Annotated in this window: 21 protein-coding genes and 1 pseudogene; 7 read left to right on the plus strand and 15 right to left on the minus strand. The window is 58.3% G+C overall.

Features of this window, described 5'->3' with window-relative positions; all coding sequences use genetic code 11:
• Positions 1-5: 5 nt before the first annotated feature.
• Complete coding sequence (rfbD, locus tag ACZXDY_RS14135; RefSeq protein WP_464345916.1) at positions 6-920, minus strand: dTDP-4-dehydrorhamnose reductase; 915 nt, start codon at positions 918-920, stop codon at positions 6-8.
• Positions 920-1,474, minus strand: coding sequence for a dTDP-4-dehydrorhamnose 3,5-epimerase (gene rfbC / locus ACZXDY_RS14140; RefSeq protein ID WP_464345917.1), 555 nt, complete (start codon positions 1,472-1,474; stop codon positions 920-922). Before rfbC ends, rfbD begins: the two co-directional genes overlap by 1 nt.
• A 109-nt stretch (positions 1,475-1,583) precedes the next feature.
• Here rfbC and rfbA point away from each other — a divergent pair, with 109 nt between their 5' ends.
• The 3 genes from rfbA (at position 1,584) to ACZXDY_RS14155 (ending at position 4,233) form a co-directional block, all read left to right on the plus strand.
• Complete coding sequence (rfbA, locus tag ACZXDY_RS14145; RefSeq protein WP_130223731.1) at positions 1,584-2,459, plus strand: glucose-1-phosphate thymidylyltransferase RfbA; 876 nt, start codon at positions 1,584-1,586, stop codon at positions 2,457-2,459.
• A gap of 25 nt (positions 2,460-2,484) precedes the next feature.
• The gene (rfbB, locus tag ACZXDY_RS14150; RefSeq protein WP_464345918.1) at positions 2,485-3,552 is read left to right on the plus strand and encodes a dTDP-glucose 4,6-dehydratase; all 1,068 of its coding nucleotides are present in this window, start codon (positions 2,485-2,487) and stop codon (positions 3,550-3,552) included.
• 132 nt (positions 3,553-3,684) lie between these two features.
• Positions 3,685-4,233 (plus strand): hypothetical protein, encoded by a 549-nt coding sequence (locus ACZXDY_RS14155; RefSeq protein ID WP_464345919.1) that lies wholly within the window; start codon positions 3,685-3,687, stop codon positions 4,231-4,233.
• A gap of 104 nt (positions 4,234-4,337) precedes the next feature.
• On the opposite strand, the gene ACZXDY_RS14160 is transcribed toward ACZXDY_RS14155, so the two are convergent.
• From ACZXDY_RS14160 to ACZXDY_RS14200, 9 genes are all read right to left on the minus strand, one after another.
• Positions 4,338-5,459: a hypothetical protein gene (locus ACZXDY_RS14160; protein ID WP_464345920.1), complete on the minus strand. Its 1,122-nt coding sequence runs from the start codon at positions 5,457-5,459 to the stop codon at positions 4,338-4,340.
• Positions 5,456-6,412: a hypothetical protein gene (locus ACZXDY_RS14165; protein WP_464345921.1), complete on the minus strand. Its 957-nt coding sequence runs from the start codon at positions 6,410-6,412 to the stop codon at positions 5,456-5,458. Before ACZXDY_RS14165 ends, ACZXDY_RS14160 begins: the two co-directional genes overlap by 4 nt.
• A 207-nt stretch (positions 6,413-6,619) precedes the next feature.
• Positions 6,620-7,060, minus strand: a complete 441-nt coding sequence (locus ACZXDY_RS14170) for a hypothetical protein (protein WP_464345922.1) — start codon at positions 7,058-7,060, stop codon at positions 6,620-6,622.
• Between the two features lie 36 nt (positions 7,061-7,096).
• Positions 7,097-10,912, minus strand: coding sequence for a glycoside hydrolase family 99-like domain-containing protein (locus ACZXDY_RS14175; protein WP_464345923.1), 3,816 nt, complete (start codon positions 10,910-10,912; stop codon positions 7,097-7,099).
• Positions 10,913-11,212: 300 nt separating this feature from the next.
• Positions 11,213-13,261 carry a tetratricopeptide repeat protein gene (locus tag ACZXDY_RS14180; protein WP_464345924.1) on the minus strand — a complete coding sequence of 683 codons (2,049 nt, stop codon included), beginning with the start codon at positions 13,259-13,261 and terminating at the stop codon, positions 11,213-11,215.
• Positions 13,258-14,607, minus strand: coding sequence for an HlyD family type I secretion periplasmic adaptor subunit (locus ACZXDY_RS14185; protein ID WP_464345925.1), 1,350 nt, complete (start codon positions 14,605-14,607; stop codon positions 13,258-13,260). The genes ACZXDY_RS14180 and ACZXDY_RS14185 overlap by 4 nt, the downstream gene beginning before the upstream one ends.
• Positions 14,597-16,831, minus strand: a complete 2,235-nt coding sequence (locus ACZXDY_RS14190) for a peptidase domain-containing ABC transporter (protein WP_464345926.1) — start codon at positions 16,829-16,831, stop codon at positions 14,597-14,599. The genes ACZXDY_RS14185 and ACZXDY_RS14190 overlap by 11 nt, the downstream gene beginning before the upstream one ends.
• 192 nt (positions 16,832-17,023) lie before the next feature.
• The gene (locus ACZXDY_RS14195; RefSeq protein WP_080663923.1) at positions 17,024-17,638 is read right to left on the minus strand and encodes a class I SAM-dependent methyltransferase; all 615 of its coding nucleotides are present in this window, start codon (positions 17,636-17,638) and stop codon (positions 17,024-17,026) included.
• Positions 17,639-17,829: 191 nt separating this feature from the next.
• Positions 17,830-18,789 carry a calcium-binding protein gene (locus ACZXDY_RS14200; RefSeq protein ID WP_464345927.1) on the minus strand — a complete coding sequence of 320 codons (960 nt, stop codon included), beginning with the start codon at positions 18,787-18,789 and terminating at the stop codon, positions 17,830-17,832.
• Between the two features lie 514 nt (positions 18,790-19,303).
• On the opposite strand from ACZXDY_RS14200, the gene ACZXDY_RS14205 reads away from it, so the two are divergent.
• Positions 19,304-19,945 carry a nucleotide-binding protein gene (locus ACZXDY_RS14205; protein WP_464345936.1) on the plus strand — a complete coding sequence of 214 codons (642 nt, stop codon included), beginning with the start codon at positions 19,304-19,306 and terminating at the stop codon, positions 19,943-19,945.
• 268 nt (positions 19,946-20,213) lie between these two features.
• Here ACZXDY_RS14205 and ACZXDY_RS14210 read toward each other — a convergent pair whose 3' ends face one another.
• Positions 20,214-20,573, minus strand: coding sequence for a helix-turn-helix domain-containing protein (locus tag ACZXDY_RS14210; RefSeq protein ID WP_464345928.1), 360 nt, complete (start codon positions 20,571-20,573; stop codon positions 20,214-20,216).
• A gap of 1,813 nt (positions 20,574-22,386) precedes the next feature.
• Here ACZXDY_RS14210 and ACZXDY_RS14215 point away from each other — a divergent pair.
• Positions 22,387-22,743, plus strand: a complete 357-nt coding sequence (locus ACZXDY_RS14215; RefSeq protein ID WP_464345929.1) for a VanZ family protein — start codon at positions 22,387-22,389, stop codon at positions 22,741-22,743.
• Here ACZXDY_RS14215 and ACZXDY_RS14220 read toward each other — a convergent pair.
• Positions 22,740-23,360, minus strand: a complete 621-nt coding sequence (locus ACZXDY_RS14220) for an acyltransferase (protein WP_464345930.1) — start codon at positions 23,358-23,360, stop codon at positions 22,740-22,742. The two genes, ACZXDY_RS14215 and ACZXDY_RS14220, sit on opposite strands and share 4 nt — an antisense overlap.
• Before the next feature lie 231 nt (positions 23,361-23,591).
• Between ACZXDY_RS14220 and ACZXDY_RS14225 the strand changes: the two are divergent.
• Together ACZXDY_RS14225 and ACZXDY_RS14230 are read left to right on the plus strand one after the other, a co-directional pair.
• A pseudogene (locus ACZXDY_RS14225) lies at positions 23,592-23,891 on the plus strand (hypothetical protein); the annotation flags it as partial.
• A gap of 285 nt (positions 23,892-24,176) precedes the next feature.
• A complete protein-coding gene (locus tag ACZXDY_RS14230) occupies positions 24,177-24,476 on the plus strand; it encodes a hypothetical protein (protein WP_464345931.1) in 300 nt (99 codons plus the stop codon).
• Positions 24,477-24,728: 252 nt separating this feature from the next.
• On the opposite strand, the gene ACZXDY_RS14235 is transcribed toward ACZXDY_RS14230, so the two are convergent.
• Positions 24,729-24,866: a ribonuclease HepT family protein gene (locus ACZXDY_RS14235; protein ID WP_464345937.1), complete on the minus strand. Its 138-nt coding sequence runs from the start codon at positions 24,864-24,866 to the stop codon at positions 24,729-24,731.
• Between the two features lie 5 nt (positions 24,867-24,871).
• On the minus strand, positions 24,872-25,100 hold a 229-nt coding region (locus ACZXDY_RS14240), incomplete at its 5' end, for a HepT-like ribonuclease domain-containing protein (RefSeq protein ID WP_464345932.1).

Consider the following 25,100-nt stretch of genomic DNA (forward strand, 5'->3'; position numbering starts at 1 on the left):
AGTCGTCAGCGGCTCGCCGGTGCTTGTAGCATGACCGCGAACTCCTCGAGCTCCGCTGTCAAGGCATCCTGCCAGGCCGGCGTGGTCACTCCGAACTGATCTTTCAGGCGCGACAGATCGAGCCGAGAATTGCCGGGCCGCTTGGCCTTGGTCGGGAAATCGGCGGTCGCGATCGGAACGATGGTCTCCACGGCGAGCTCCACACCGCGCGACTTCAGGCCAGCGACGATGGCGCTCGCGAAGCCATGCCAACTGGTCTCGCCGGTGCAGACAAGGTTAACCACACCACTGTTGCGCACAAGCAGCCCGTTCAAGTCCAAAAGGTTTGGCAGCACGATGCCGGCGATCGCGTCGGCAATCGCGCTCGCCGACGTCGGGGCGCCGATCTGGTCGGCGACGATGCGCAGCTCTTTGCGCTCGCCGGCCAACCGCGCGATCGTACGCAGGAAGTTGGCTCCCTTGGCGGCATAGACCCAGGACGTGCGCGCGATCAGATGCGGCCCGCCGGCCGACTGGATCGCCGCGTCGCCGGCCAGCTTGCTGGCGCCATAGACCGAGAGCGGGTTCGTGCGGCTGTCCTCGCGCCACGGCTTGTCGCCAGAGCCGTCGAAGACATAGTCGGTGGAGAAATGCACCAGCGGCACGCGATGCTGTGCCGCCCATTTCGCGATCATCTCCGGCGCCTTGGCGTTGACGAGGAAGGCGAGCTCGCGTTCGTCTTCGGCACGATCCACCGCGGTATAGGCGGCAGGGTTGATGATGAGATCTGGTCGGAAATTGTCGAGCCTCTCAGCGAGCCTCTCAGGCTTAGATAGGTCAAACTCCGCGCGGGGCGGCGCGATGGTCGTGCCATGCTTCGCCAGCAGCGGCAGCAATGCGCCGCCCACCTGGCCGTTGGTACCCGTCAACAATATCCGCATCAGATTTGCCCATAGACTGGAAGGTTTTCCACGTCGGCTAACAGCGGTGCCACGGCGTCCTTGGCCGACAAAGACGGCTTTTCGACACCCCAGTTGATGCCGATCGCAGGATCGTCCCAGCGGATCGAGACCTCATCCTTGGGACTGTAAAGATCGTCGCATTTGTAGAAAAAGTCGGCGGTTTCGGAGAGAACGACAAAGCCGTGCGCGAAGCCACGGGGGACCCAGAGCTGTCGCCTGTTCACTTCGCTCAATTCGACGGCAACATGGCGTCCAAAATTCGGGCTGCCGACCCGCACGTCGACGGCGACATCCAGCACCTTGCCGCGTAGCGCGGTGACCAGTTTGCCCTGCGTAACCGGATTCTGCAGATGCAGCCCGCGCAGCACGCCAAAACTCGAGCGTGACATGTTGTCCTGCACGAAAGGCCGCGCGATCCCGCGCTCGGCGTAACGGAAGGACTGATAAGTTTCGACGAAAAAGCCGCGCTGATCGCCGAACAGCTTGGGTTCGATGATGAGGACTTCAGGAAGCTCGGTCTGGATGACATTCATTTTACAACACTTCGAAATTGCTGGCTCACGATGCTATCACTGCATTGATAACAACCTTGTGCACTTCACATTATATGTTATGTTTTGTGATGGCAAAACGTGAGGGGCTATGAAGGGCATTATCCTCGCCGGCGGGACGGGCTCACGCCTTTACCCAGTGACGACGGTCGTATCAAAGCAGCTTCTGCCCGTCTTCGACAAGCCGATGATCTATTATCCGCTGTCGACGCTGATGCTAGGCGGAATTCGGGACATTTTGATCATTTCGACGCCGCAAGACAAGCCGCTGTTTCAGCGGCTGCTCGGTGACGGCGGCGAGATCGGCTTGCGCTTCGCCTATGCCACGCAGGAGACGCCCCGTGGGCTTGCGGACGCATTCATCGTAGGCCGCGACTTCATAGGCTCGGACTCGGTCGCGCTTGTGTTAGGCGATAACATTTTCTACGGGCACGGATTGCCGGAGATGCTGTCTGCCGCTTCGTCCCGCAACCAGGGCGCGACCGTGTTCGGCTATATCGTCAATACGCCCGAGCAATACGGGGTGGTTGAGCTCGATCACACCGGCCGCGCGCTCTCGATCGAAGAGAAGCCGAAACAGCCGAAGTCGAACGTAGCCGTCACTGGGCTATACTTTTATGACAACGACGTCGTCGAGATCGCGGCTCGGATCAAGCCGTCGGCCCGCGGCGAGATCGAGATCACCGACGTGAATAACGCCTATCTCGAGCGCGGTGATCTCTATGTCGAGGTGCTCGGCCGCGGCTTTGCCTGGCTCGATACCGGTACGCATTCCTCGCTGGTCGAGGCCAGCCATTTTGTCCAGATCCTTGAGCAGCGCCAGGGTTTGCGCATCGCCTGCCCCGAAGAGATCGCGCTGCGGCAAGGCTACATCTCGCTTCAAGCGTTCGAGAAGGTGGCCGAGAAGACCGCGAAAAGCAGCTACGGCGAGTATCTGAAGTCCGTTGCCCGCTCGTATCAGGGCTGATTCCACTGCATGGAGGCGATAGATCATGCGCTTTAAGGGCTCGACTATTTTTGTCACCGGCGGCGCCGGCTTCATTGGTTCAGCCGTGGTGCGTCATCTCCTGCGCGACAGTCACGCCCGCGTGGTCAACATCGACAAGCTCACCTATGCCGCCAATCTCGACTCGCTGCCGGCAGCGAAAGAGAACCTGAACTACGCCTTCGAGAAGCAATGCATTTGCGATGGCGCCGGGCTCCGCCGCCTGTTCGAGAAATACCAGCCCGACGCGGTGATGAACCTCGCCGCCGAGAGCCATGTCGACCGCTCGATCGACGGCCCCGGCGAATTCATCCAGACCAACATCGTCGGCACCTTCACCATCCTGCAGGAAGCGCTGCGCCATTGGCGCACGCTCTCGCCTGAGAAGCGTGCGGGCTTCCGCTTCCTCCACATCTCGACTGACGAGGTGTTCGGCTCGCTCGGCGACGACGGCTTCTTCACGGAAACCACGGCCTATTCACCAAACTCGCCCTACTCCGCGAGCAAAGCCTCCTCCGACCATCTGGTGCGCGCCTGGCGCGAGACCTACGATTTACCGACGCTGATCACCAACTGCTCGAACAATTACGGCCCCTATCACTTCCCGGAAAAGCTGATCCCGCACATGATCATCAAAGGCTTGGCCGGCGAGCCCCTGCCCGTCTATGGCGACGGAAAGAACATCCGCGACTGGCTCTATGTCGAGGACCATGCGAAGGCACTGACGCTGGTGCTCGAGCGCGGCGCGGTCGGCGAGACCTACAATGTCGGCGGCCGCAACGAGCACAGCAACCTGCATGTGGTCGAAACCATCTGTGATCTCCTCGACGAGATCGCACCGCGCGCACAAGGTGCCCGCCGCGACCTGATCACCTTCGTCGCCGATCGCCCCGGCCACGACCGCCGCTACGCCATCGATGCCTCAAAGCTGGAACGCGATCTAGGCTGGCGCGCAGAAGAGAATTTCGAGAGCGGCATCGCCAAGACCGTGCACTGGTACATCGACCAGCAACCCTGGTGGCGCGGGATTTTGGAGCGGGGATATCAGGCCAAGCGAGTCGGCTTAAGCCTGTAGGCGGCAGCACACTGGATGGCAGAACTTCATTTGGGCGTGCGGGCGCTCCGGTTTGCCTACGAAAATATTCAAAGACAATAGAGCCCCTCTTCCCGGGTTACATCTAAGCTTGAGGCGATCATGGTACCAAGAATGTCGGAAGAAGAGGCGACCCTGTTTCTGTCGTTCATAAGAAACAGCCACGACTATGTCGAATTCGGAACTGGCGGCAGCACTGTTCTTGCCTCAAAGCACGTCAAGAACTCGATACTGTCCATCGATTCCTCTCGGGAATGGCTGGATAAAGTTGGCGAGGCGTGCGCTTCTTGCCCGACCAAGCCCGAATTGACGCATATTGATATTGGTCCGACGGGGGATTGGGGATTTCCAATCGATGGATCCACCAAATCACGCTGGTCGGACTATCATTCGGAAATTTGGAAATTTGAGCAGAGTGCCGATGCAGATCTTTACCTTGTCGATGGTCGCTTCAGGGTCGCGTGCTTTGCTCAGACTGTCTTGCACTGCAAGCCTACTGCAATCATTGGCATACACGATTTCAGTTCTCGCCCCGCCTATCATTGCGTGAGAGAGATCGCTCGGGAGATTGCGACAGTCGGCGATCTGTCATTTTTCCTTCCACTTTCAAGAAGGTACGCCGCCGAGGCTATCCTTAAGTCGCATTATACAGAGCCGTTCTAGCTCGACATCGATGCTCACGCGCTACCTATTCCACTACGGGGAGAGGCCACGTGAGCCATTTGCAGGGCCCCCACCACGCTCCATGCCATCGCAAGTAATCGCGCTCAGCGACGATCCGAAGGCGGCTTGACCTCCACGTTTGTCTTGACCAGCACGCGGTCTGTTCCGACCTTGCACCCTCCTTGAACCAAATAGAGCGTCGGCGTTCGACCGACCTCATCAAAATTTGGCGACGGAGAGTTTTCGTCGATTAGGCTCGGATAGCTGAATCTTTTTCCCAGTGAGCAATTCGCCGACCAGAACAAGGGAACCTTCTCCAGGACCTGCCGATCACGCCAGTGAACCAGGTCGTCCGAAAAATACACGACAATACTTCCTCCGTCGCTGTCCTCGGCTACGGTGGCAACAAAGAGGTTCGTATTCTCCAATTTGGCGATTGACCCAACAAAGCCCCGCATGCCTGTGACATACGCGCAGCGGATTTTGGAGCCGTCGTTATAAGGATTCTTGTTTGGGCGGACGAAGCCTTCGTTTGTTAAGAGCTCCCACGAGTCTACTGTCACCGGCAATTGAGTGCGGAGCACGCATCTTCCCGAGTCCCCTTTTTCCGGACCAGAGTAGCCAACCAGTGTATACAGATAGTCACCCCATCGCACCAGATTTGTCGGACTTGTGTAGCCCCTCGGGTGGCCTTGGCCTAGTGTGTCAACAAAATCTGGAGCGATAAGTGCATTGTTCGAATCGTGGACTCGATGGAACGTTCGGCCACGGTCTCTGCTCTTGAGGAGGACTATGCTGTTGTACCAGCAAGACGAGTAGTCTTTGAACCGGCAGTGCCCCGCCAACTCGTGGGCTTGATACTCGTTGTGACCGAGAGCGATGACCGATCCATCATCAGCCATCCAGGTAGCGGCAATCCACGTTTTGTAGTTGAAATGTGAGGGATCTGGGTCCAACGAACCTTCGTAAGCAACCGAGCAATTCTTGACCATCCTGCCGAGGCTTGGTCCGACTAGCGCGCGATTGCGATAGTGTGTAGCAAACGCGGTTATCGAACCGTCAGGTGCACGGAACGCACGCAATGGGGCGTCAGGAATGTCCAATGCATCGCACTTCTCGGCGGATACGATGCGAAAGACCTCGTCAGCCTGACCGACCGCTTCGCCCCCCATCAGGAACAACAGCATCATTCCAGCGGCGGCATTCCTGACAACGTGACGCTTCATTTGAACATCTCAGCGATGATTGCAGGTCGATCATCAATGAACTTAGAGAAGGTCGCACGCGCCTCGGCATTTGAGAAGATGACTGCGCCGCCTTCAACTAGCTCGATGAACTCAGTTTCGCTGTTTGGAATTGATCTATCACCTTTCAAATAAGCGATCATCTCGGCGACCTCCTTTTGGAACCGAAGCACGGTTCGATCAGGATGGTTGCTGAAATCCATCGTCGGGATAGCTTCCGGATTGATTGAGTGGTCAATCAAACGTCTGTTGGCCAATTTTCTTACGTTCGCTGCGATCCGTTGCTCTGGGAATTGCGTCAAGTGAAGGAGAAATAGCTTACCCCCGCTGCTCGCCGAGAACCGGCTGCCAGCGTACTGAATGTTATGAATTCCAGATTGAGCAGCTATCAACTCGGGAGGGAGAATAGGTTTTCCCCACTTTAAATTGTTCGAAAATATCCGGCGGCGCTCGGTGTCCAGAAGCGTGAAGCGATTCACGCTTCCGATCGCATTGATGAGCCATGTCGCAGGATAGATCGCTCCGTTTTCTTGTAGATGATCCACGATCTGCCGATCAGCCGCCCAGCTGTCGCGGTCAATCGAAACAAGCCGCTCATCCACGTCGATAAAGGAAAAGAAATCGACCGTCTCTTTCAGACGATTGAATAGTGGCTGGAATCTGGGGTGCCAATGAATGTCATTATGCGACCCAGAAAACTGGAATATCGTGATGTCGTTCGCAACACGACGGTACACGTCCAGCGTAGCGGAATCCGAGGATCCGTTATCAGCGATGATGAGATTTTCCGGCCCGACAATGGCACTATGATGCCGTATCCAATCCTGAACGAACTCGGGTTCGCTCAGCGTCTTACAGCAAATCTTTAACTTGGCCCTGTCTTGCAGGCGGCCGAGAATCTCTAGCTGATCTTTGTCCCACTGCAGGATTGACATCCAAAATCACTCCGCTGGCGTTCCAAGCTATCGCACTCCCCATGTTAGGAATGCGCCTCGGCTGGCCAATCTTCGGCCTTGCCGATGCCTCGCGAACGTCAGGCTAAACTTCGATACAATTGACCGCTCTCTCCGAACCGCTTTGCGTGGCAATTCGTCGAAATTGCGATGATCCCTACTTATCCTGATTCCGCCCAGGGCCACGTTTTAGGAGCGTAGCGCTTTCTTCCATTGAGCCGCATTCTCTTCCTGATCACGATTCGGACTGCGTCCTTCCGCCGCCCCGATCATATGAAAATGATGTTTCGCCGATTTAATCCTTCCTTCCCGAATGGCCGTCGCGACGTCCGGGTATTTCTGCATGTACCAATGTTCGTCGACTTCGGGACCTGCGCCTTGCCGTCCTTCGAAATAGCCGAATCCAATATAGTGCACGTGGGCGCTCTCAATTTCGCCGCTGCCGAGCGCCCTCTCTACATCCGGATTTTCTTTCAAATAGCCATCCTCATCGAAATCGGCTGCGGCCAACGCAATCTGAAGCAGCAACTTGAAAAGGCCAACGGGTATTTCAACCCGCCCTCCTTTCTCAAAGATCCCTTGATCTATTTTCAGCGCGTCGAGCAACGAAACAGCAGGCGGTACGAACATCGATAACCCCAACTTGTACTAGTTATTCCCAGAGCCTTACGCTTGTGCACTTACCTTCGCCACCGGCTTCGCCGTGGCTGGCTTCGGCTTTTCTGCCTCCGTCGATGCCCCGAGGAGTTGCGCGATAACCTCGTCGAGATAAACGGCCTGCGATTTGGCTTCGCGGTCCGTGAAGCCAAATCGCTCGCGCGCGACACGGTGCATGCTTTCGATCTCCTCGATATGCTTCTGCGCTTTCAGCGAATGCGTCACGCTCGCTGCGTGGCGACGATGGATATTAAGGGGATCGGCGACGTAGGCGACCTTCGCGCCTCGTGTGCCGAGGGCCTCCAGATAGATGCGCCAGTCGCCGGCCATGCGAAGGTCGCGAAGGTCGCCGCGGCAGGCTTCGAGTGCGCGCAACAATGCCTCGCGACGCCACAGCACCGAACTGACGTTCAGGATGGTGTTTTTGACGCCGAGATAGCGGGTTACGAAATCGCGGCCGTCGAACACCTCGGTCCGCGACAATGCGCCTGGCTCGATAGTGGCGAAATAGGGCTTGTAGCTCGCATAGAGGTGCGCGCCGTCGGCATCGATGGATTTCGAATCGGTGAAGCCGAACGCGATATCGGGGACTCCGTTCATCAATGCGAGCAGGCTTGAGAGAAACGTGGGCTCGGAGAGGTCGTCGGCTTCGGCGATCCAGAGGAACTCGCCTCTCGCCATCTCCGCCGCCTTAGCCCATTGCGCGAAGACGGAACCGGAATTCTGCTCATTGATGACGAGCGTGAGATCGCGCTGGCGTTCGTCCGCGAGCTTCATGATCACGGGGATGCTGTCGTCGGAGGAGCAATCGTCCAGCACGATGATCTCCTCGACCGGATGGTTCTGATCGAAGATGGTATAGAGCCGTTCCGGCAGGCAGTGCGCATAGTTGTAGTTGGGAACCGCGACCGAGATGGTCGGCAGCGAAGGCACCGCAAGCCGGAGCAGATCGCGGACATAGTCCGCAAACGCGAATTTAGTCTGGATGATCTCGGTCATCCGGGCGCGCTCGGCCTCCGACGGCACCCGGCGCAGGAAATTCTCCACGGCTTGTGCCATCGCCGGCACGTCGCAATAGGGCACGACGCGACCGACATTCTCCTTGAGAAGGAAGCCGGGGATGCCGCCGGAGTCCTGAAAGGCAACCACGGGCACGCCAACGCTGAGCGCCTCCAGCGCCACCGTCGGGAATGGATCCTCGCGCGAGGTCAGGGCGTAGATATCGGAAGCGGAATAGAGCGCCTGCATGTCGGAACGAAAGCCGGCGAGATGGAAACGGCCGGTGGCCTCGGCGCGCTTGATTTCAGGCCCCAACCATTCCTGCAGGCCGGGATCGATGCCGCCAGCCCAGCAGAAATGGACGTTCGGATGCTGTTGCCGAACCAAGTTCCAAACCTGCAGGAACAAATCGAACCCTTTGCGCAGGTCGGCATAGCCGACCCCAAGCACCATCTTGTCGGTGGGAGCGATGCCGAGCTCCTTGCGAACGAAGACGGCTTCCGCCGGCGCCGGCTCGATCTGCTTGTAGCTGCCTTGCGCGCGGATCATGAATCGCCCGTCACCGGCGTCGAGCTTGAGCGCTTCCACCAGCCTGTCGCGGACGAATTCGGAGGCGAACACGACGTGCTGTGCGTTGCCGATCGCCATCCGTGCGACGTCCTCCAGATTCTTCTCGCGAAGGATCCGCGGCAGTTCGTGCACCAGTGAAATGGTGCGAAAACCCATCTCGGCGAGGAACTTGGTGGCGCGCCCGCTCGCCGAAGTGTTGGCGATCGCGGCCGTGAATCCCTTCTCCCGGAAGTGCCGCAAGGTCGCCGGGATTTCAGAGGCCTGCTTGAGAACGGTGAGTGGAGCAACCGACGCGTATTCGGCCTCCATCGCGCCGCCCTGCAGCAATAGATACTCGACCTCAATGTTGAAGGCGCTCCGCAACGTCCTGCCGATATTGAGCAACAAATGCTGCGCGCCGCTCGGGAACGCATCGTGCCCGATCAGCAGAATCTTTGGCAGCGAAAGGTCGCGCGTCAGGCCGGTGGCAGCACGAGCGGTGGCGTTCAGGTACGCCGATCCGAAATGCAGGTCCGGCTCGAGATAGGCACCTTCGCACCACTCGTTCCAGGCATTGACGCAGACGAAAGCTTCCCCGAAGAACGTATGCTTCTGTGCCTGCTCGACCAGCGTCGCCAGCCACGCTTCGTATTTCTGTGGCGTCGAGCCCTGGACCACCAGACCCGTGCCCTGGCGGCGCGCGTCATTGTCCCAGCTCGGTACGACCGTCTTGATCAGCGGAAAATTCGGGCGCGGCTCCTCGATGGAATATTTGGCGACGTCGTCGTAGCTGTAGATCTGGCCTGAGTAGGTATCGTCCAGGATCTTGGCTTCGGAATTGACCAGCGGGACATATTTGGTGAGCTTATGCGGCGGAAACTCGATCGCGCCATCCATGCCGTTCGGAGTAGGATCGTAATCATCAAAGCTCTGGCTCATGATGATGATCGGATCTTCGTTGAACTTCTTCGCGAAAATGGAGCGCCAGCGCGCAATCACCTTGGCGGTGTCCGGAATGAGGCGCGGACGATAGATCATCAGGAGCGGCCGGCCCTGGATGCGGACGTAACGCTTGTCCTTGAAGTGCCGGTTGAAGTCCGACAACAAACGCTCGTCGTCGTCGGCGAGATAGTCCTGCGAGATCAGGACCTCGCCTTCCATACCGTCCCAGCGCCGCGTCCAGTTCTCGTTCGCCCACATCAGGCAGAACGGCATGTTGATGTCGCGCGCCTTCAGGAACTGCTCGAGCGGCCGCTCCAGCAAGCGCTTACCATTGAACCAGTAGTAGTAATACACAAAGCCATAGACGCCCGCCGCCTGAGCGAACTTCACCTGCTTGCGCATGGTTTCGATGTCGCCGAGCGAGTAGAAGCCGAGATCGCGCGGAATCCGTGGCTGATAGTGATCCTTGAACCGCGGCACGCCGCGCGCAATGTTCGTCCATTCGGTGAAGCCGGTGCCCCACCATTTATCGTTCTCGGGGAAGGCGTGAAACTGCGTCAGGTAATAGGCCAGGACCTTTGCACGCGGCTTGGCACTTGCGGGCAAGGGACGCAGTTCCTCGAACTGCGCGCTCGGCTTGGTGAAGCGCTTGATCTCGGCCGGGATGGTGGCTTCGTTTTCCGGTGGCGAGGGATAGATTCCGTCCTCATGCCGGTGCTCCAGATAGTGCAGCAGCGGATTCTGGTCGGTCTTACCCTTGAAGTAGCGCTGGATGTAAAACTTGGTATCGAACTCCGCCGACGGATTGCGCCCTTCCTTGTACCCGTGGAAGATGAAGTGTTCGAACGGATCGACGCCGGCGGTCGCGACGTCCTGATAGGCCTGCAGATAGTATTGCGCGTCGAATTCCGGAATCGGGCTGAACGGACCGATACGGTTCTTCAGATAGTGTGCGAGCGGGCTTTCTTTCTCCGGTATGCCGTATTTCTCGCGGTACCAGGCAGGCTGAAAATACGGGCTCGGCCGCCTCCCTTCGGGCTCGCCGATCGATGCATAGTGCAGTAGCGGCTGCACGTCCACGTCCTTCACATCGGGATAGGTGGTGACGTACCAGATCGGATCGAAGATCGGATTGGGCTTGCGGCCTTCTTTGTAGCCATAGAGAAAGAAGTGCTCGAACGGATCGGCGCCAACTGCGATCACATCCGGATAGCTCGTCGCATAGAAGTTTTCATCGAACAGCCCAAGGCCCTTGAGCGTTTGCGCAGCGCTCTTGAGGTCGACCGCTGGTGCAGCCGGCTCGGGCGGAGGCGAAAGCTCTGGTTGCTTGCTCACCGGCTCCTTGGCGGCCGCGCCGTTCGTCTTTGGAGCGCCTGTCTCTCCCTTGGGTTGAGACCTTGCGATCGCACCGCGCCTCATCCGAGGTTCCTTTTGACCGGCGTCGCGCGCGAGCTTCGAAAGAAAATCAGCCATCGTCACACATTCACTTCAGCGTTGAGCACTTTATTTCGCAAGCGCGAGATTAGCGCACTCATCCTGTCTTCGATATGAAAGCAAGCATCAGTTGTGCCTGAATTGTTGCTGTTGCTTGCCTCCTTTTGCATCTTTCCGCTCTGGAACGGACAAGATCATTCTTCATCGCTCAGCGTCCACCAACGTCGGGCCGATCGCCTTGAGGCGACGCACTGCGCCTTCATTGTTCTGTCGCGCTGCCTGTTGATACCAATGCACCGCCATGTCCCTATCCTGAGGAATGCCGGCGCCCGACATCAGTGCGTCTCCCAGCGCTAGTTGCGCTTCCGCCATGCCCTGCTCCGCCGCTTTCTGAAACCATTCGGCCGCTTTCTTCGGATCCGCTTCACGGCCCTGTCCTCTTCCGAGCATCACAGCGAGGTTGTACTGCGCAACCGTGTGGCCCTGCTGCGCGGCGGCCTCGTACCAGGTCACCCCCTGAGCGACATCCTGCGTGACGCCATTGCCCGTGCAATAGATGACAGCAAGCTGGAACTGCGCGGCCGCATTGCCGGCGCGCGCGGCCGCGGTCATCCAAGCCGCCGCGGCTCGCGCATCGCTCACGCCGCTGTTTGGATCGGCGTGCAGGAGCGCAAGGGTGTATTGGGCTTCGACATGGCCGGCTTTAGCCGCGCGCGTAAACCATGGAATAGCGCCTCGAACATCCGCAATCCCGCCGAACTTCCCCATTTGCATCGCGCCGAGTTGGAAGGCCGCCGGCGCGTAGCCGGCTCCGGCAGCTTCGGTCAACAACGACTGCACCTGCGCAAGGCGGTCCTCCGAACCATCGTGATGCAGGAGGAACAGCGCATAGGCGGTCTTGGCGTCAGGATCCCCGCCAACAGCGGCCTTGCTGAGCCATTCTCCCGCGAGCTTTTGATCGCGCGGAACGCCGTTGCCTGCGGAGTAGAGCCTGCCAAGCTGCACCTGGGCGGCGCTGATGCCGCCCTCCGAAGCGCGCTCAAACCACTTGATCGCGGTTTCCACATTGCGCTCGACGCCCGAGCCGTTGAGATAGAAGATCGCGACGTTGAACGCGGCCGTGGCGTGGCCGTTCTCGGCCGCACGCTCGAACCACTTTACGGCTTGACGGATGTTCGGGGAAACGCCGGTTCCAGTCGCATAAAAGCGCCCGATGAAGAACTGCGCCTGCACATCGCCACGCTCGGCGGCCTTCTCGTACCAAGTTGCCGCTTCGCGCAGATCCGGCTCGGCGCCAGCCCCGTGTGAATAGAACTCCGCCAGCGCCTGGATCGCCGGAAGGTAGTCCTTGCGCGCCGCCTTGCGCAAAGCGGTTTCGGCCAGGTCGAGATCTCTAGCGATGCCCTTTCCATTCAAGCGCAACAAACCGATGTTGTAGAGCGCGATCGCATCGTCATGCCTTGCCGCGCTCTGGAACAGGCGCGCGGCCTCGGCGGGCGCTTCCGGCATGCCCGCCCCCTTCAGGTTCATGAACGCGAGTGCAACCTGCGCCCTCACGTGATCCTGTTCGGCAGCCCTGCGATACCAGATCGCGGCCTGCTCGAAATCCACGGGAACGCCTCTGCCCTGATAATAGACATCGCCAAGAGAAAATTCGCCTGGAGCAAACTTCTGGTCTGCTGCGGCCTGATACCACCTAAGCGCGGCGGTGTAATCCTTCTCGCGCCCCTGCCCTTCAGTGTACAGGTTGCCAAGGATGGTCTGGGCCTCGGCCTTACCGGCTTCCGCTGCGGCCGAGATCCAGCGAAAAGCGACATCGACGTCACTGGCAACACTAGTTCCGTGCGGAAATATGAGGTTGTGAACATTCGATGCCGCATCGCCCAGTCGAGCAACAGAGGACTGACGCCACGTCTCTGGCCGGTTCGGTCCGAGACTGGCCTTAGCTCCATACAGGAAGATCAGGCCGAGCTGATACTGCGCCTCGACATGGCCTCGCTGGGCCGCGCGCTCGTACCACACCACCGCGTCGGGAATGCTGCCCGAAACCCCTTGGTTCTTTGCGTAAAGCAATCCGATTCGATAGTCCGCTTCCGCGTCGCCGTCTTGCGACGCCAGCTTCCAAAGCTTCAGCGCCTCCAGATAGTGACCACGTTCGAAGGCGGCCTCGCCGCGCTCAAACTGTTTTCCGCGCGATTCCGAAAAAGCAGGCCGGATCCACTGAAAAAGCGATCGCGCCGACAGTGTCATGGTTCACGCATAGCCTCGCGAATGCCCTTGAGCATCCCACCAAGCAGATACATTCCGACTGATCGGGTGCCGACATTGATGTCTCCCGAAAGCGTCATGCCGGGGATCAGACGGAAATTATGCGGCACATCCTTGAAATTGCTCGAGTCCACCGAACACCGTGCCTTGTAGTAAGCGAAATCGACCGGCTTTCCATCGTCGTCCGTCGTAAACGCGCCCTCGCTGATCCAGCGCACCCTGCCCTCGGCCGTGCCGTGCTCTGCGGCGTTGAACGCGTCGATCTTCATCGTGCAGGGATCTCCGGCGCGGATGAACCCGATATCCCGCGAAGCGATCCTGATTTCCGCCTCGAGCTTGGTGTCGATCGGCATTAGCGTGATGAAGGGATCGCCAGGCTTGAGGACCGATCCAACCGAAAGCCTCGCCATGGTAAGCACCACGGAGGGTTCGGCAGCAGTCCAGCGGACGAGATCCTGGTGCTTCTCCGCCTTGTCATAGGCAGATCTCGCGTCGTCGAGCTTGTTGCGCGTCGTCACCAGATCCTGGCTCAATTGCGCAAACCATTGTTGCTTGAAAGCGTCACGATCGGCGATCAATGATCCCAACGTATTTTGAGCTTCGATCAGGCTGTTGTGCGTGTTCTCCAACGTCCGCAGCAATTCCAGCCGAGTGTCCTGGGAGATGTACATGTTGAGCTGCGAGCCGGTTCCGTGCTCGGCAAGCGTCGTGCGCATTGTTTCGATCTTCTGCAGAACCTCATCGCGCTGCCGATACCTGGCATCATCGCCGCGAAGCTTTTCAATCGTCGCCTGGGTCTGCTTGATCTTCGATTCAAAACTGTTGAGCTGGGCGGTATATTGCGCCATCCGCTGATCGTAGAGCGCCTTCTGCAGCGCTGCGTATTTCTGGAAGTCAGGGTCCGACTTGTCCGCGAATATGAGCGGCTGCTGCTTCAGCTCCGCCTCATCGCGCGCCACTTGCGTTTCGAGGCTCGCGATCTGCAATCTCGCTTGGGTCAGATCGGCCGACGTGAACGTCGCATCGAGCGTGGCGAGCAACTGCCCCGGCTGCACCTGCTCTCCTTCCCGCACATCGATCGTCTTGATGATCGAGGGATCCAGCGCCTGTAGAACGCTGACCTGACCGGCCGGCACAATCTTGCCGTTCAAACTGGTGATGACGCGATCGATTCGCGTCAGGCCCAGGATCGCGACGATCGCGACCAGGAACGCAGAAAGTACAAACAGCGTGGCCCGCGCGGCCAGCGGCTCGGCTTCCTCCCGGATCGCATCGGTCTCCGATTGGAATTGGCGAACGGTAGCGAGCGAGGCTTGATTAGGAGACAAGGGTCGGACTCCGGAAATTCGGCCTGTCGTTCCGGTTCGCGGGCACCAAATGCGTGTTCTGCTGGTACCAAAGCGAACTGTAGATGTCGTTGCGCTCCAACAGCTCCTCATGGCGCCCGATGTCGTCGACCACGCCGCGATTGAGCACCAGAATGGCATCGGCCGTCGTTAGCGAGGACAGCCGGTGCGAGATGATGATCAGCGTCCGGCCATGCGCGATCCGCGATATGTTGGCGTTCACGATCGCCTCGCTGTCGGCGTCGAGCGCGCTGGTCGCTTCGTCGAGAATCAGGATCGGCGGGTTGACGATGAGCGCACGCGCGATCGCGAGCCGCTGCCGCTGCCCTCCCGAGAGATTGGGCGAACCTTCATAGATCTGCGTTTCGTAGCCGCGGGGCAGCTTGTCGATAAACTCTTCCGCGCCCGCGAGTCTGGCCGCCTTGACGATGTCGTCAAAGGTCGCATCCGGCTTGGCCGCGCAGATGTTTTCCCGGATCGTGCCGCTGAACAGGAAGTTCTCCTGCAACACGACGCCGACGTTACGGCGCAGATGGTCGACGTCGTACTCGCGAACGTCGATGCCATCGATCTTGATCAATCCGTCATAGTCCGAATGGAGCCGCTGCAACAAGCGCGTGAGCGTGGTCTTGCCGGAACCGCTTTTGCCCATCACGCCAAGCGTGGTCCCCTGAGGCACTTCAAGGGAGATGCGGTTCAGCGTCGGCGAGACCGCGCCCTTGTATTTGAAGGTGACGCCGGAAAACTCCACTCTGCCCACAAGCGGCGAGCGGACGCCCTGTCCGGAGCGTCCCTCTTCCGCAGGCTGGTTGACCAGGTTGGCGACGGTAGCGACCGCGCTTCGCGCTTCGTCATACTGATTGATCAGCTGCGCCATCTGCATCAGCGGACCCGACACGCGCTGCGACAGCATCAGAAAGGCAAACAGCGCTCCAATGAAGACGGGATCGTTGCTGACAAGCGCGAGATAGACGCCAAGCGCATATGAACCGCTTACTGCCAGCCGCTCCACCGGACGTACGACAGCCTGGATCGCGTTTCCGGTCATGCCTTCCGCAAGCCGGGCCCTGGCGACGCGAGCGACCAGCACGTCCCACATATGGCGCTGCCGCGCATCGAGCGCGAGCGACTTCACCGTCCGGATGCCGTTGAGCGTCTGAACCAGAAAGGCGCCCTGCGCACCTTCCGCCGCAAGGACAGCGGCCGACGCCTTGCGGTAGGTCGGCAACATCAAGATAAGCCATGCGACGATCAATCCCGACGCTGCCAGGACCACCAAGGTCATGACCGGACTGAAGAAGAACATCACGGGCAGGAAGAAGAAAAGTGTCGTGGAATCCAGAATCGTGCCGAACAACTGTCCCATCAGGAAGGAGCGAATGCGGAACACTTCGCGGATGTCGCGCGCCACCAGACCCACAGCGGTCTGCTCGAAATAGTCGATGGGAAGGTTGAGAACCTTTTCGAAGACGTAGGTGGATAGCTTCACGTCAAGCCTGGTCGTCAGGCGATGAACCAGAAACTGCCTCAAGAACGAGAATGCCGCCTCGAAGGCGATGATCACCAGCATCGCGAGGCATAGCACGTAGAAGGTGTTGTATGCCTTGTAGAAGATCACCTTGTCCGACAGCAGCCGCCAGAACATGATCGGCGCCAGACCAAGAAATCCGAGGATCAGCGCGGAGATTGCGACGTCCCGAACCATGCGACGCTCACGGAACAGCAACGCGGCCACGAGGCCGAAACTGAACGGCTGCGATTCGTCGGAGATCTCATAGTTGCGCTTGACCAGGACGACATCCCCGGACCAGATGTCCTCGAAGCGCGGCCGGTCGATCACAAGAAGCGCATCTTCCGCTGCATTCGGATCCCTCAGGATAATGCGCGTATTGTTGGCATCTCCATCGACACGCAACAGCACCATGTGACTTCCGTTGCGCAGCCGAACGATGGCGGGGAGCGCCTTTTTCAGATGCGAAAGCCCATCCCAATCAAGCTTGACGAGCTTCGCCCGCATTCCCGCCTTTTCCGCGCAGCGGACGAGCTGATCGGGCGTCACTTCCTGATCGGTCAGCAGGTTGTCTTTGATAAGCTGCGTTGAGGTGAGATGAAGCCCGTGCTGTCGAGCGACGATGATCAGACACCCGAGCGCGGACGGAGCCACTGGATCCGCATCAGTATTCTCGGCGACCGCTTGGATGATCATGAAAGCTCAGTCCATGTATCTGTTATGAGCGTCCGTTACGATCCGCTACGGACACACCGCTGCGCGACCTTCTTAGCACTAACATATATACAACAAAAACGACAGGAACACTAACATTTCGCGTGATGGCGAATACTCGCAGCGATCGACTGTAGGTTGCACTGCCAGCCGAACCGAAACCATGATGAGCGTCTAGGCCGACGCCTCCTGAAAATTGAAGCCCGTTTCTAACAAAGTCCTCTGGATGCCCTCGCTATCGGCCTCGGGCATCAGCGCGAGCGCGCAAACTTCAAAATTTTCCGTTGTTATCGATACGGTCGGAAAGCCTGCCATCAACAGCAGGTTGCCAAGGCGCTCGGCCGTAAATCCGGTACGATGGGCCATATAGACATGCCCCTCCTCGATGGCGCGCGAATGGCCGTAGAGCATGTCAAGCGGTCTGATCGGACCCGCCGGCGAATTGTAGGCGACGGCGGCAATCCCGTGCTCGACAATGAATTGAGCGACTGATTCGATATCCGGGCTTGTGATCAAGGCAAACCCGTCGGGTTTCAAGACCCGATGGAACTGACGCAGCGTTGGAAAGACCTCGTGCGCATAGAGATGCTCGAGCACATGCGACGACCAGACAGCATCGAATAATTGCGGCTCGAAGGAACCGCCGAGATCAAGGATTGAGCCGAGAACGTCCGGCTTGACTTCCGGATCGATGTCGAAGCGCACTTCCTCCCAACCTTGCTCGCCAACCATTCGAGCAATTCGGCGGGCAGGTCCGGGGCCGGAGCCCGCATTGAGCAAGCGCTTCATACTGGCGGACAAGGCTGGTTCCTGACGCAATCGGACGAGGGTGAGAACAATACGAAATCAAGTGTAAACGACATCATCTGATCGATGTGGCCTGACAAAGGCGTAAATCGCACCTGGACTCATCTTCTGATCACAAAAGCAAAAGCCCCGCGGAAGCGGGGCCTTCACCAGCATAACCTTCAGCAGCCGAGTTAGAGTTTCGGCAGAGTGACGACCTGGTCGTTGAAGTGAAGATCTTCAACTCCGCTGACCGCAACCGTCTGGTTGTCACTGAAGTGGAGCGTATAAGTTGACGTGCTCGCATCAACGTCAATCTTGGTGACATCAAAGAAGGAACGATCCGCAAAGTCGACGGTATCGTTGCCGTTGCCACCAATGATCGTATCGTTCCCGGAGTGCGACTGGATGTGGAAGGTATCGTTGCCGTCTCCGCCCTGCAGCGTCGAGTTCACACCCGCAGCGCCACCATAGAGCCAGATCTGATCGTTACCGCTGCCACCCTCGAAAACATCGCCCTGCACGCCGACCAAGGTGTCATTGCCGCTGCCGCCCGAAAGCGTGCTGTGCCCGGACGTGAGATCCCTGATCAGATCGTTGCCATCGCCGCCAACCAGCGACTGGGCACCGGTGCCAGCCAACAGGTAGTCGTTGCCGCTACCGCCATCCAGCGTGTCGTTGCCGGTGCCGCCATAGATGCTGTCGTTGCCGGCACCGCCAAACAGCGAGCTGTTGCCGTGTCCGCCGGTGATCAGGTCGTTACCGCCACCGCCATAGACCGTATCATCGCCACTATCGTGCAGGTGCACGGTGTCGGAGCCCTTCCCCATTGCAACGAATACGTCGTTGTCGGCACCGGTCACGTTAAGCGTTTTGCCGCCGGCGTCATCGAGGATGATCGCCTTCAGATTGGGGGTCGTGTCGACTGTCGTGGAGGTTTTAACATCCAGCACCTGAATGGTGGGAGCGACCGGCCCACCGGCAAATGGTCCGGATTGAAACCATCCCCTGGTGCCATCCTCTCCCCCATCGTTGAACACACCGCTCTGCTCTAGCGAATCGATCAATGCCGATCTGACACTCGATTCGATGTTGTTGCCGCTGTGGTGGAGAAATTGACCCAACTCAGTCTTCGTCAAGTAGGTAACGGCCATGGTACCCTCTGGCAAGATTCCAAGATTTTTCACCGATCAGCTGACACGCCGGTCAGCGCCAATGTGCTGCAAGTTGAAGGTGCTACAACTACAACGAGAGTGAAGAGGCCTAACTTAACCCGACACAACCATGTTCAATGTTAAGGTGCATCGCGTCGTTTGTTAAGCCATTGTTAGTCGCGCTGCACAATCGAAGTCAAGGATTAAATTCACGCGCGATTAACTCAGATTTGAGCTCAATGTCACGCCATTGTTAATCGCCGGGTCAGCGATCCGAGTCCGCCCTCGAAGGGCGCTTTTTCGGGTAATTTCGGCATAATCCGCGACTACAACCATACGGAATCTGCAGATGAGGTATGCGTGAAGATCAGACAGGCCATGATCGAACATCCCGGGAGATGCAATGAAGAAGCCAATTGTCGAAATGCGTTAGGTAGTGATAGTGTAACTGGCTGATTTTGCTTTGAAATGTGAAGATTCGTTAGTGTGGCGCCGCATGACCTCTCCCATACCAATGCGGAGGACCATTACTGTTACCCAGCGAAAAGGCGGGGTTGGCAAGACCACGATTGCGGTCTGTATCGCGGCCGAGCTGGCGCGCCGCGGTCACGACGTCGCGCTGGTCGACAGCGATCCGCAGCGCTCCGCCTCGCAGTGGGCCGAGCCGGGCAATCTGGAATTCCCCGTTTACGAAATGGCTCTGGAAGGCACCACCGTATCCGCCTGGGCCCAGGAGGTGCGAAATATCCAGGCCGGTCTCGTGGTGATCGACACCGCCCCGAACGCGCGCGAAATGGGTGCGTCGATCGCCCTGGCAAACCTGATCCTGGTCCCCTGCACCCCCTCCGGACTTGATCTCGACGCGACCGCACAGACGCTCGCCATCATCGATGCGGCACGCGAGCGCCGGCGCGATGCGATTAAGGTCATTCTGGTTCCTAACCGTCTCGATCGCCGCACCCTGGAGGGCCGACAACTGGTCGAGGAGTTGAACGAGTTCGGTGAGATCGTCGCGCCTCCCATCGCCAGTCGCTCCGCATTCGTCCGCTCCTTTACAAGCGGTCAATCGGTCGCGAGCTTCATGCCCGGAGACGCGGCGGATCAGGAGATCCAACAGCTCGCAGACGCAGTAGAATGGGCGGTTGGACAGCACTAGCGCGATTTCCACCACTCCCGCCGAAGCCGACGATCGCGCGCGATGTCTACGAAAAGCGTCCGCGACATATGTACCGGCCGCTCGGAGCGAGTTTGTACACGGTCAATCAAGCGTTCGGATCATTGCAACATCCGACACCCGTTCCCGCAACAACGCTCAGCCGTGCCGGCAAGCCCTTTGGCTGCCGGAAGCCCCGCCATGGTGTTTGCGATTGTCGCCCCAGTGGAAGATCAGCTAGCTGCGGTCACGAGGGCTCAACAAGGATTGATCAGGCCTTGCGCGCCTGGCTAACGGGAAAGGCCTCGGCCGAAGCTTCTTCGAGCCGCATCTTCTCCAGCAGGAGATCCGTGACGATCTTCCGCAGCCGCTGGTTCTCGAGCGTGAGTTCCTCCAGCACACGGCGCATTTCATCAATCGTTGGCGAGTTGGCCGGCACCTTCCCTTCACCCGCAGGTTCGGACGGAACGACCGCATCAGTCCCGCGCAGAGGCAGTTTCCGCCAACGATGAAGCGTCATCACGCTTACCCCGAGCGCCTTGCAAATCTCCACTTGGGAATTGCCCGCTCGCGCAAGCTCGTCTGCTCGAACGAGCTTCAACAATATCTCCTCGTGAGAGTGCTTCTTCATCTTCCCGCCTAAACGCGCTCGGGCCGGCAGCTAGCGGCCGGATCCGCCACCCGACATAGCCGAAGACTCGGCTCGAGCAGCATCACAATTATCATAAATACCCACAGTCAGAAACGAGAGGCGAAACACCGAAAGGGTCGCTAACGCCCTTGCTCCAGGTAGAATGTTAGTCATTATCCGCGCAAGCTAGCCGTGCGTGTTAGATGCGGTGCAACGTGATTTTCATAGCGGTAACCGCGTATCAATTTGACCTCGTTCGCCGGTCGTGTCGCGTTAAACCAACCTTCCGCTACCAGGATCATCGCGATCCGAGCCCGCTTCCTTGATCGCTATTGGACACCCATCGGCGCTCCACGGCAGAGCGCCGCAACAACGTTGTTTCGATCGCATCGCCACTTAACAGTCGAACCGCTCATATCCGATTGCACTGCGAGGTCAATTGAGCGAAGCGCACATTCAAGCGATTTCTTCCGAAGGCACCAAACAAATGGTTTCCTCCGAAGGGTCTCGAAGATCAGAATACCGCTGCACCAGGCCCAGAACTATCTCGGCCCATGACCCCTGCATGGAATTTTCGGCTCACTTAATTCGAGAAGTATGAGCTGTTTTAACTATATGATATCCTAGTGAGGGCGGAACCGCGGGTCAACCACCAATGGATTCCCACCTCAAAATAAAGACTACTGCGAGCATCGCCTTCTCGCATTGTTCCTCTAGCATGCCCGTAATCATCGCTCTGAACACTGCTATGTGATGGCCCTTGTTAACAAAGCTCCGCAATCCTTTTTGATCTTTCTACCTGAGCGAGACGCTGGACTCTCACACGCGCTTGAGCTGGCCCTTCGATCTTAAGACCAGCCTTTAGAGTGCGCAGGCGGAGCCCGGCGGCACTCCAGCTTTCCGATTCCGCGCTCGCATCACCACCACGGGAGCGGAAAACACAATCGCCCCGCCGACCGAGCTGCCGCGCGGCCTTGACGCGTGTCGGACGGTGCGCAATGTCGAACATTGCGCGCTCAACCGTCACCATGCGGTAAGCACCGCCACACGATGCCGGCTGCTCGGGGCTCAATTTCAATTCAGGCTGTACGGGCGGCCCGCCAAGTACCCATTATTCTCTTTTAAATCTTCCCATATTTAAATATATTTAATTTTGTTGGAGCTGGCTACCATGCTGCGAGCGGCCGCTGCTATTTAAGGAGGTGCAGCCTGGGCGACGGTGCAACGCAGCTAAAACATCGGAGAAGAACAGTGTCGCAGCGCAGCATCTGCAATCTGCGGGGTGGCGTTACGGCCAAGATTTGGGCATGGAGAGAAATGATGCCGCCAGGCTCGATCGAACTTCCGAAGCCTCCGCGCGATGACTCGACGACTGGAACCGCCGGCAAAGGTGAGGTCAAGACATTCAACGCCTCTTCGGGCATGGATCCCGGCCCGTCCGGCTTCGACTGGCCCCATGATTAGAGTGGTGGAAACAACCGCACCGACACCGCACCCGACGCGCGAGGCGGATGCACATATTGCATCCTTGCAGTCCGTCCCCGTCGATTTCAGCGCAACCGCGACACTGAGGAAATGGCCTTCGATTGAGAATGAGCGCGCAAAGAGACCTTGCTGGCCTGAACCATACCTTTTGTTCGAGGGCTCTTTGGACGCATGTATTGCGGCATTCTTGGCCAAGCCTGCGCACCAACGCCATCTCTACGAGATAGGTACTGAACCGCAAACGCAGCTTGTGACAGCCGCTTTGTCCGCCGAACAGATCATCGAAATCGCTCGCCTCCGGGATTTTCTTTAAGGGCCAATGCCCCTCATGCCTCAGAAACTCGCCGCGATCGCTGCTTGGGCGCTCCTGTGCTTTCTTGCCTATGCTTCAGTGTCGCCAATCGGCGCGCGGCCGACGCTCCCGGCCCCAACCAGCCTGGAACATATTGCCGCATTTGCGACCGTCGGGTTCCTCTTCCACCTGGCCTACCCGCGCCACGTCATGTTCGTGTGGTTCGTCGTCATTGGTAGTGCTGCGCTCCTTGAACTCATGCAACTTGTGACCGTAGATCGCCATGCGCGACTGGTGGACGCCATTGAAAAGATGGCGGGCGGCAGCGCCGGCATATTCTTTGGCCGCGCGATGCTCTATTTCGAGCAAGCGCTACGCCGTCGGCAGACCTAATCGACAGAACCGGCAGAAGCGCGAGAAGGGTTAGCGCCGCAGCCCACGTCCCCAGCGGGTGACTCCGCAGCCTCTCGCATACGGGCCGGGCATCCGAATACCTTGGCACCCGCCGGCACGTCCCGATTGACCAGGGAGTTCGCACCAATGATGGCTTTGTCGCCAACAGTCACGCCCATCTGAACGATGGAATTCGGCCCGATATAGACACCGCTTCCAATCTTGGTCGGAGCGTAGTCGACCGGCTTCTCTCCGAGCGAGATAGAGCGATTGACGGTGTGATGCGTATAGATTTGAACGCCAGCGGAGATCGAGCACCAATCGCCGATCTGCAAACCTCCCCCCGAACCGTCCAGGATACAACCGGGTCCGATCCACGTATGCCGGCCGACCCGGACGTCTCCAAGTACGAGCACATTGTCGTACATCGTGGTACCCTCGCCGAAGCCATAGGCGGCCGCGTTATCCCCTCGCTCCGTGAGGAGATCGCCGATAGACACCCTTCGGGAGAACTGAAGTTTCTTGCGCGCGGCGAGAATCTGCAGAAAACGGCGAATGAGCCCGAGCCATTCATCGACGCGCTGTTCGGACATTCCGGAATTGAAGTCTGGCGACATCAAAGCCCCCCTTGTTCAGCCGAACCCTGGGCGGGCTACATTGTATCACCATCATGCGTCGAATGAGGACGCAACGGGAACTGCTAGCTCGCGTTGTCCGTTGCCCGCGGCCGCTCGATGACCGCAGGTGAACAGTCGAATATCCCTACGACGGCAGCAGGATTTAATCAATCGATTTGAGTATTTAAATCTGGAGTCCCGTTAACGCTCCGTGAATGCGCACCCCGGCCTGGTCGCACCAATATGCGCATCAAGGGCTGGGTGGGGCGCGCCGATCAGACGACCAAGGTCAAAGGCATGTTCGTGCGGCCCGAACAGATCGCCGAGATCGGCAAACGCCATCCAGAGCTCGCGCGGCTGCGCCTGGTCGTGACACGTTCCGACCAGACCGACGTGATGACGTTGAAGGCAGAAACAGCCGCGGCGAGCGCAGCCCTTCAGAGCGAGCTCGCGGCGACCTTGCGGACGGAACGCCGCTGTAATAATTCTGAGCGGTCTCCAACGCATTTTTCGAGATTTTCACCGTATTGAGGAGCCAACAACATGGCCAACGATTGCACCATCGCACTTTCGATCAGTGCGGCCTGACTGCGTTTTCGCTCTTCCCAGACCTTATCTGTCAAGTCTTGAACCCTAATCCTATCAAAAATGCTCTTGCGATCCATTTCGCGCTCAATAGCGGCGCGCAACCTCTCGTAATCGCGGGCATCTTCGCTCTTCAAAAGTGCCTTCGATGAAGAGTCGCAACTGTTTGTCTCCCCTGCCGCACTCGGGCGCCGCCAGCGAAAGTCGGATTTCCGCCGAATCGTAGGGAATTTGAGCCATCTTCTGAAACTCGAGCACAAGCACGGCGACCTTCAGGAAAAGCCTGCCGGGATGAGTGATCTCGAATTTCGGATGCTCAAGGAGGCGACCGATTCGCTAAACTATGATTTTCTGCTTGCGGCGAGCGGCGTGCCAGAACCAATATTCAATGATGATGGCTGGTTAGACGTCGTTGCGATGTCGAAGAAACCTGTTCGAAAAGCTTCCGTTGCGGGCGGCATATACTACCGAGACAAATCGGGTGCCCTCAAAATGAATGCAAGATCCAAAAAGCGCCTGGGCATATTCTGACGCTTTTTCCCACGCGAATCCTTAGGCCGACCGATCGGTAAGGACCAATCCGCCATTTCCTTGCGGTTTTGCCGTCGTCGGACCGCCGGGGACGGACACTCGCCCCCACCGTTTTCGTCGAGGGATACCCTCCTGGACCAAGACGCCCTTGATGAGCGCCAGGATTTCAGGATCACCGGTCCTAAAACCGAGATCGGCAAAGCACGCGCCTCTCAAAATGCCCTGCGCCATGGATGACGGCTGAGACCGTGATCAGGTGCTTGGATCCTCCTCAGCTACGACCAACTCCTCACGGCAAACTTTTTCGATTTCCGCCAGATCGTCCTGTGCAAGCTTCCAAAGCATATCTGGCGCGACGTGATCGTAAGCATGACGAAGAACATTGCCAATCCCTGCTACTTTTTGGCCACGGAATTTCGGTTCGTCGCTCCTTTTATGTCGTCCGTGAGATGACGACTCGCTTCGGAGATGATTTCAATTCCGCGTTCAACCAGCCGGCGCTTTTCCCAATTCTGTTCGAAAGCTTCAAGAGACACGCCATCCAATACTGTAGATGCCTGAGTAATTCTCCCCAGAAGTGCCGTTTGAAAAATCCCCAGTTGATCGTGCCGCCCATCCTCAGGG

Source organism: Bradyrhizobium sp. LeoB3 (assembly GCF_055456055.1).